Origin of the sequence: Synechocystis sp. LEGE 06083 (assembly GCF_015207725.1) — a bacterium.
Lineage (GTDB): Bacteria > Cyanobacteriota > Cyanobacteriia > Cyanobacteriales > Microcystaceae > Synechocystis > Synechocystis salina.
In genome coordinates this window covers 1-9,179 of the sequence record NZ_JADEWJ010000154.1, presented here as the reverse complement: position 1 = coordinate 9,179, position 9,179 = coordinate 1, and the positions used below count along the sequence as shown (strand labels likewise).

Below are 9,179 nucleotides of genomic sequence, written 5' to 3'. Positions count from 1 at the left end.
GAGTAACAAAGGGCCGTCCCACGTAGCCAAAATTCATCGAAGGAATTAGTTTACCAACCCGAAAAGAAAGGCGATCATCGAGAAAGGTTTGATTAAGCCATAGTTGATACAATTCTGTTCGATTTAATGGGGGGGCGGCTTCGATGGAGTTATAGCCCTGAACAGATCCCGCTGCCAAGTTCACCGGTTGGCCATTATATTGCAAACCTTCCACTTCAAAAAAGGCATTTTTCCAACCCACTGCCTTTTCCAAATCTATTCCCAAACCTAAAATTAATGCCCCATTCAAATCAGTGGAACCGGGCTGATTACCGCCGGAAATTTGCTGGCTGATATTACCCATAAAAATACCGCCAAGGCGCAAGGGGCTATCTTCGGGCAATCCTAACCAACGACCTAATTCTCCAGTGCCCACCAACATGTTAGATGCGGCCGGGTTCCCACTGATGCCCACCATGACTTTTCTGGGGCTTTTGCTATGGGCTGGTTTTAGATTTTCTAATGGGTTGGTGGAGCTAGATATTTCTTCTGGAACAATAAAATCGTCTGCTACTAAATTGTCATAATCAAGGGAATCTTCTGGCCACTGCTTGATCATCGCTGGAGTTAAAACTGTTAAACGATCAATTTCATGGCTTTCAGAAAGCTGAAAATCTGATGTTTGGTCAAGAAATATTTCTAGTTTTTGTTTTTGGTTATGAATGAATGGTACGGCGGACAATGTTGATATTTCCTTCTCCCCATTGGAAATAGTCCCAGCCCAAACTATTGATTGGGAGCCCATAAAAATTCCTGGGGCAATGGCCAAAATCCAGGCCATTAAATTTACTTTTAGCCGCGAACAACAGGGATTTTGCAAAAAATATTGGGTAACCATGATTGAACCTAAATCCTACACACCAATCAGGAAAGGGCTAAAAATACAACCATGGAGAAAGACGGCACAATCCCCATGGCATGAAATAGTTAAGAGTGGTGAAAAATTATTGGAATTTACTTCTGATCCAACGCCTCCTGCAAAGTTTCTGGCCCTTCTCCCTCACTGGCCACGGTGCGCCAGGGCCATTCCTGGGAGTGGAAGGGCGCTAGGGGAGGCAACATGGGGGTAATGCCATTGGCTTCGTCGTAGGCGCGGATGCGGGCATGGGCTGGGCCCACAGCATAGGAACCTTGGGAAGCGGCCATGGGAGTTCTGGCTCCATCTTGTTTGGCGATCGCCTGGCGGGCACCGGTGCTGAGCAGTTCCACATCCATAAGAAAGTAATCGTCAAAGAAAGCTAAACCCAATTCCCGGTCTTTGACAATTCTGGTTACTAAAGACAACATCGTGTCCGGTTTGGTGGTGAACTCGGTGGTTTCAAACAGTAGCAGGCGATCGTTGATGGCTTCTTTGCCAAAGAATTGGGCCATCAGGGTAAATAAAATATTGTTGGTACGGGTTACATAAAGGGTATTGGTGACCCCAAAGGTTTGATCCCACTGGTCACCGATCATTTTTTTCCATTCCGCCATGACTTCCATCCAGTGGTCTACCTGGTAGGTGGCGGCGGTGCCGATGGTGGTGGTGAAATGGGGCACTACTTCCTTAATCCAAGCATTGATCTTCTGGCGATCGATCACCCCAGCGGCCAAGGTTTCATCAATGAAACTAATGTTATTGGTCAAAATGGCCTTGACTGCGCCTAAAGCATCCGGCTCCAAACCCAACTGATCCGCCTGGGCCAAGGTGTTAGCCTGTTCTGCACGGTAGGCAGTCAGTTCCCCTTTCCAACCATCTCCGGCCACGGGGGCATTGTCGGCAGTGGCAAAATAGGGCTGGAGAATGGCATAAATGGCCATGGCGCTATGGGAAATACCTTTTACCACTTGGTATTGCACGGGCACCGGTGGAGCTTGAATAGGGCTACTTTGACCAGGCATATACAGATAAAAATCTCCCCCCTCGTTACTAAATAAACCGAGAATAATGGGATGCTTTGCCCTAAATTCCCCGGTGTAGCGCTCCAGGGATTTGGCGTAGTAAACGTTCATTTGGGAGTCGAGCAACAGGCTACTTTTAATAGCTTTGTTTAATAATGCCCAAGTGGGAAAAGCCATTAATAAAACCAGGGCCAGAGCCAGTACAGCTTTGCCCAACAAACCATCAGTCAAGCGGCCAAAAAGCTTAGTCTTAGGAAGACCGGCAAGAAAATTCATAGACATAGATAAACAGCAGAGATTACTATTTTTTGTTCTCAAGACAAGGCGCTAGATTGGGGGCAAAATCGGCCTTTTGCTGAACCTAGTGTCGCCATTATCACACTGGTTTTTGCTCTTGCTACCAAATTTGTCAAAATCCAATTTTTAAGAATAATTAAGCCCCTGCCTGGAATCTGTTAACTTTCGGCAAAGCTTACTCTGTGAAGATATTTGCGAAAAGTCAAATTTTCTAACATTCATGGGTTCAATGTCCCTCCAAGGCCATTGAATAGCAAAAGTTACTTAGCTTCCATCCAATTACTACCCCGATGCATTTCCACCACTAAAGGCACCGATAGGGTTAGGGCCTGCTCCATGGTGTGTTGGATTAGGGGAGATAGCTCTTCCCACTCCTCCAGGGGCATTTCAAAAATTAGTTCATCATGGACCTGGAGTAACATGCGGGTTTGGTAGTTTTCTAGCAGATCCGCCAGTTTAACCATGGCAATTTTGATAATATCGGCACTGGAACCTTGGATGGGGGCATTGGCCGCTGAGCGCAGAAGCTGGGCGTCGTTATAGTTCATTTTGATGCCAGCTAAATCTAGCTCCGTCACCGTTTTTCCCCTCAGCCGTCGTAGGGCATCGGTGACAAAGTTAAAGTAACGTCTTCTACCCACAATGGTAGTCACATAACCCTTGGCGATCGCCTCTAGCTTCATGGTTTCCAGATAATCAAAAACTTGGGCATAGGTGCGGTGGTAACGATCAATAAATTCCCGGCCTTCCACTGCGGAAATCCCCGTTTCCCGAGCAAAGCGCTGGGCTCCCATGCCATAGATCACACCAAAGTTAATTGTTTTACCTAAATTCCTTTCCGCCGGGGTAATGTCCTCTTTACCAAAAAGCAATTTAGCAGTTACGGCATGGACATCCTGGCGATCGCCATAGGCCTGTAGTAACACCGGTTCTTGGGAGAGGTGGGCCAGGATACGTAATTCAATTTGGGAGTAATCCGCCGACACCAAAAGCCAATTTTTCTGGGGCAAAAAGGCCCGGCGAATCTGTCGAGAAAAATCAGAACGGATGGGAATATTTTGTAAGTTAGGGTTGGAAGAAGATAACCGTCCAGTGGAGGTAATGGCCTGGTTAAAATCAGTGTGAATACGCTTGGTGTGGGGATTAACCAATTCTGGTAAGGCATCCACATAGGTGGACTTTAATTTAGCTAAGGTGCGGTGTTCCAGAATTGCATCAATGATGGGGTGGTCTCCCTGGAGTTTTTCGAGGGTGGCATGGTCTGTGGAATAACCAGTTTTAGTTTTGCGGGATTTTTTGCGGTCTAGGCCCAACTTATCGAACAAAATACTACCCAATTGTTTGGGAGAACTGAGATTAAAACTTTCCCCCGCTGCTTCATAGGCCGTGGTTTCAATGGTGAGTAAATTATCTGCTAACTGTTCCGATAGGGTTTGCAAATAATTGCAATCAATGCGAATCCCCCTATCTTCCATGGCCGCTAAAATTTTTTCTAGGGGCTGTTCAATGTCCCTAACAATAGTTGCAAGTTCGGGATAATCATCTAGTTCTTGTTGTAGTTTGTCTGCCAATAAATAGGTAGCATAGCAATCTAAACCGCAATATTGTCCCGCTGTCTCTAGGGGTAAATCGGCAATGGTCTGGTCTTTTTTCAAGCCCAAATCTTTATAGCTCAGGGCCACTAAACCGAGGTTATAACGACGGCAAAGATCGGTTAAATTATGGGTCTCCTCCGGTTGAAGCACGTAGCTAGCTAGCATGGTGTCCAACACTACGCCTCCCAACTCCATGCCATGGTGGGTCAAAACCCGCCGATCAAATTTGGCATTTTGTAAGACTTTGGGGTAGGTGGTATTGCTCAAAACTTCCCCTAAAAGATCTTTAACTATGTCGAGGGATAACTGTTCCCCTTGGTGGTGCCCTAGGGGAATATAGGCCACTTGATGGGGTTCTGGACCCCAGGCACAGCCAATGCCAACTAAGTTAGCCATCAGAGGATCTAAACTGTTGGTTTCTGTGTCCCAGGCAACGGGAAACTTTGCATCTGTATAATTTTTTAATTCCTCAACCAGGGCTTGCAGTTGGGGGATAGTGGTAATAATTTGTGGCTGAATTTGTTCTGGTAATTGAATAGTGATTAAACCATCTTCTTGGATTACGGTGGGGACGCCATCAAACAAAGATAATTGTTGGGAATCATCCTGGCTAATTTTTGCTTTTACCTTAGTAGTTTGATTAGTTTTAACTGCGTTATCCTTTGGCTTACTCTCCACTCCATTGTCCACCGGCACTGGTCCATACTTATCCCCAAAAGCACGGTGGAAAGTTGCAATTTTGTTAATGAAAGTCCTTAGCTCTAATTTTTCCAACAGCGGCACCAGGCGATCAGTAGAAAATCCTGTTAATTGCAAATCCTCCCAGCCTATCTCCAAGGGCACATCCACGACAATGCGAGCCAACATTTGGGAGTGCATGGCATCATTTTTGCCATTGGTTAACTTCGTTTTCAATGCGCCCTTAATCTGTTCTAAGTTCTCATATACCTTCTCTAGGGTTTCGTACTCAGCTAAAAGCTTAATGGCGGTTTTTTCGCCAATGCCATTAATGCCCGGAATGCAATCGGATTTATCCCCACAGAGAGCTTTAAAATCGACAATTTGGGCGGGGGTCACCCCCATTTTGTTCACCACTCCCTGCCAGTCCAATTCGTCATAGCCAGTGTTACTGGCAAAGGGATTACGGGTTAGGTATAAAACGGAAATATTTTGCTCTGGGGTGACCAGTTGAAACAAATCCCGATCGCCACTGAGGATTTTAACTCGATAGCCAGCGTCACTACCCTGGTGAGCTAATGTACCTAAAATGTCGTCGGCTTCATAGCCTGCATAGGTAATGGTTTGTAAATTAAGGGCCTGTAGCAATTGCTGGAGGTAGCTTAAGTCCTCAGCAAAATCCTCCGGGGTTTCCTGACGGTTAGATTTATAGGCGACGTCGGCCTCATGGCGAAAAGTGGGTTCCCGACGGTCAAAGGCAATGGCGATCGCCGCTGGTTTTTGGGACTCCATCACCTGCATGAGGGAATTTAAAAATCCAAAACAGACGCTGGTGGGAATGCCCGCTGTTGTCCGCAGAGGGCCCTTTTTCGACAGACCAAAGGCATAGTAAGCCCGGAATGCTAAGGAATGGCCATCAACCAACAATAATAAAGGGGATTCAGCAGACATAAACACGCACCAAGGAAGAAGCTAGATTATACCGCTGTTGCCGGTGGTGACAGGTGTGTAATATTTTTTGCCTAAAAAAAGATGTTGTTACTTTAACCAAGACTGCCAACACAGGAGAAACCTATCCCTGACCAGTGTGGAATAGGCTCCATTCCGGTGGAGACTATGGGTGAAAATTATTCAGCCAACTCAGTCCTACGCCCCATTGGGCACCTAGTTCTGGCCTCATTTAAATCGAGAACCGGGGATTCCGCCCATGGCCAAACTGTCAGACAGGGTAGTAAAGGTCGCAAGACTTCCACTGCTTTGCAAGTTTCCCGATAGGAAGCCTACGCTGTAGTCTTAGATTTAGCGTGGATAGTTCACAGAGTGATGGTTAAGCCTAGGCCAGCAAAGCCTTGGCCCGATCGCCGAAGGTCTGGGCTGTTAAACCGTTATAGGCCATCAATTGTCCAGCACTGGCGGTGGTTTCTCCCCGTTTCCAGGCAAACAGATCCCTGGGGCAAGCACTGCGGAGCATCACTGGTTCCAGCATTGCTCCACTGCCGCCGGTCACCCCAATCAACGCATCCCCACCGAACAGTTCGGCAAATTCAGCATCACTCAAAAAGCCACCATCTGACTCGGAACAATCTTCCCATTGCACATCATAGGGACGGTATATGCGCCGGGGATTGATCACGGAAACCACTTTCACCCCATAACCTTCACTTTCCAATTGGCTAGCCGCTTCCAATACAGGAATTAAAGTCATATCGCCAATCACAGCAAAAACAATGGTTTTCGAGCCGGTACTGCGGTGAAGTAGGATGCCGCCTTTAGCTAAACCTTGGCGATTTTGCTCAAACGTGGTGCGGATGGGCAGGGGAGACTTACTGGCGGTGATGGGAATGCCCTTATTGCTAGTGGTTAAAGCCCAGTCGTAACAAATTTGAATCCCATTGGCGTCACAGGGGAAAAGGGGAAAAATATTGCCATTACGCATCATGGCGGCAAAATAATTTTCAATTTCGGGCCGTTGGTGGGTCCAACCGTTGCGTCCTTGCTCCAAAGCCCCCGCTGTAAACAGAGTGATGGTGGAAGGGGTAGGCCGACGTAGCTCTGCCATGGCTTGGGTGACAGTCTGCCAAATGGGTAAACCGTTAATGGCAAAGGATTCGTAGGAACACCAGAGGGTGCGGCCTCCAAATAAAGCTTGGGCGGCGGCCAGGCCAGCACAGGCATCTTCACTCAGGGGTTCATAAACTTGGCCGTTGGGACCCTGGAAATAATCTTGATCCACCGTAGGATGAACAATTTTTAACCCGACGTTGATGTTGTTAATGCCCGAGGCTGCATTGCCGTCCGCATTGGTAACGACAAAATTTGCATCTTGCTTACCCACATGAACCACCAATTCCCCCATGGCCGTGGTGGCCACCTGTTTATCTTCCAGGGAAAATTCCTTCAGGGGCAGAGTACCTAAATCCGCCAGGGGCAGAACCGATTCCGTTACCACTGTCTGGGCCGCCGGGCCACCATGGGAACGCTCAAAATTAGTCCGCACCAACTGCCATGCGTCTGGAGATAAAGCCCGTTCTTGCAAAGCGCTGACAATATAGTCCTTGTTTAAACTGTCGCCGGGGTAAAGGTTATGGGATTTGGCCCCTGATTTGTGGACCCCGGCCCCTTTTAACTGCTTCACAATCAGGACAGTCAATGTGCCATTGAGAGCCGCCTGGGCTGCTTGGTCAGTGGCTTCCAATACGGCTTGGGTGAAGGCTAGGCGTTGTTGAAAAGAAAACTTGGTGCTGTCAACAAAATCCCCCGGCTGATTGCTGTCGTCGAAATCTTTGGCGTTGATCAGAATAACGTTTTTAAAACCATTTCCCTGCCAGTAGTTGACCATGGCTTCGTTGCTCTGGGTGGAAACCATGCTGTGGTGTTCTTGGCTAAAACCGTTCCAAACCAAAATGGGGAGGAAATTAGTGACCTGGGGATAGGCCGTGTGGAAATGGCCAAAACTACTCGTGATGTAGGGTTCCCCCAGACCCCCATCCCCAATGGTGACCGGGAATAATACGCCGGGATGGAGTTTGGCCCCGGCCATGGCGAAATGTTGCCCCTGGCCCAGAGGCCCCGCTGGCGCTAACAAACCAGGAATTTGCCCTGAGAGGTGACCTAAGAGCCCGTGCATTTCCCGGAACCGATCGCCAAGTTCTTGAACTGTATTAATCCCCATGGCTTCCAATGAACGATCCAAGAACATGGTGCTGTAAAAACCGGGGGCATGGTGCCCTACTTCCGTCACCGTATTTTTGTAGCCCAACATCACCAGGGAGGCGATCGCCTCGGCAATACTGGCAAAGCCACCAGGGTGTCCTGATTCCTTGCTAGCCGTAGTTTGCAGGGTCAAATAGCGCAGGGCATCCGCCGCCAATAACGTTTGATAAACTGCCTGGGGATCACTGGATGAGTTGATGGCTTGTTTCCCACTGGCGATCGCCGTTTCCTGGCCGTAACGATCAAAATCCGGCAGGTTTTCACCGAAAAAGCGAATTCCTTGGCAAAAAGCAGGGTGGGCGGCAACGGTCATGGGGAAAGATCCTATTCCAGAGAAGAGTAACGGTTGGGTCTAATTTTACCCCCTTGGGTAACACCAGATAATCCCCTATTCAACCATTAAAAAGGATTGAGAAAAAGCTATGGATGCTTAATCCCAATCCTGGTTGAGAGTTTTTATTCTCTCCCTCCATTGACCTACTAAATTACCGGCAACATTGAGGGACTGTGAATCTTGTTTTGCCCCCAAATTCGGGGAGTCAGGGGGCTTTTAAAACAAAGTCTACGCGGCAGAGGTTTGCAGACATTTGATAATGGAAGCTTTTTCCAATAATCCCACCACTTCCCCGGAGGATTGCACCACCAACAGTTCCGACAGTTTTTGCTGGTCTAACAACTGGGCCACTTCAAACAAAGATTGGCTGGCGTTAACGGTGACCATCTGTTGGGGATGTTGCATCAGGCTGTCCACGGTGGCGTGGGGCCAATCGGAGGTGGGCACATGTTTGATATCTTCCGTGGCTAGTACCCCTAGCAGTTGATTGTCAGCACCGATGATCAAGAAACGTCGCCAGGGGGTTTTACCAATCACATACTCGTTGGCAAATTCCCGAATGTTTAACCCAGCAGGGATGATGGGGCTGTTTGGAATGACCGCATCTTCCGCAGTGAAAGCTTCCATTTGATCTTTAACCTGGGCATTGCGGGCGGAGGAACCAGCATTTTGCAACAGGAACCAACCGATCAGAATAGTCCAGAAGCTACCAATGGGCAGAATATTTAAAATGCCTAAGCTACCAATGGCGATCGCCAACCAACCAAAACCTTGGCCGACCCGGCTAGCGACGAGGATACCTTTATTTTGATTGCCAGTGATTTGCCACACGATGGATTTGAGCACGTTACCACCGTCCAAGGGTAAACCGGGGATGAGGTTAAACAATGCGAGGGCAAGGTTAATGGCTGCCAACAAACCAATAATGGCTTGGGCCGGGAGGGGAAGGGAAATTTGACTACCAAATATGGTCAGAGCCAAAAAGAGCACTAAACTCACCGCAGGCCCGGCGATCGCCACGGCAAAAGCTTGCCAGGGAGTATTGGATTCCTTTTCTAAACTCGCTAGACCACCAAAAAGAAACAGGGTGATGGATTTTACTTCAATGCCCTGGGCAATGGCCACTAGACTATGGCCTAACT

5 protein-coding genes are annotated in these 9,179 nt (G+C 48.1%); all 5 read right to left on the bottom strand.

The annotated features are described in order from the left end of the window. The coding region (locus tag IQ219_RS12325) for a carbohydrate porin (RefSeq protein ID WP_194072794.1) at window positions 1-877 on the bottom strand (877 nt) is incomplete at its 3' end. 116 nt (window positions 878-993) lie between these two features. After that, entirely contained in the window at window positions 994-2,202 is a 1,209-nt protein-coding gene (locus IQ219_RS12320) for a hypothetical protein (protein ID WP_194072793.1), read from the bottom strand. A gap of 275 nt (window positions 2,203-2,477) precedes the next feature. Further along, window positions 2,478-5,447, bottom strand: coding sequence for a DNA polymerase I (polA, locus tag IQ219_RS12315; RefSeq protein WP_194072792.1), 2,970 nt, complete (start codon window positions 5,445-5,447; stop codon window positions 2,478-2,480). A 376-nt stretch (window positions 5,448-5,823) separates the two neighbouring features. Continuing rightward, window positions 5,824-8,016, bottom strand: a complete 2,193-nt coding sequence (locus tag IQ219_RS12310; protein WP_194072791.1) for a phosphoketolase — start codon at window positions 8,014-8,016, stop codon at window positions 5,824-5,826. A gap of 249 nt (window positions 8,017-8,265) precedes the next feature. After that, the coding region (locus IQ219_RS12305) for a site-2 protease family protein (RefSeq protein ID WP_194072790.1) at window positions 8,266-9,179 on the bottom strand (914 nt) is incomplete at its 5' end.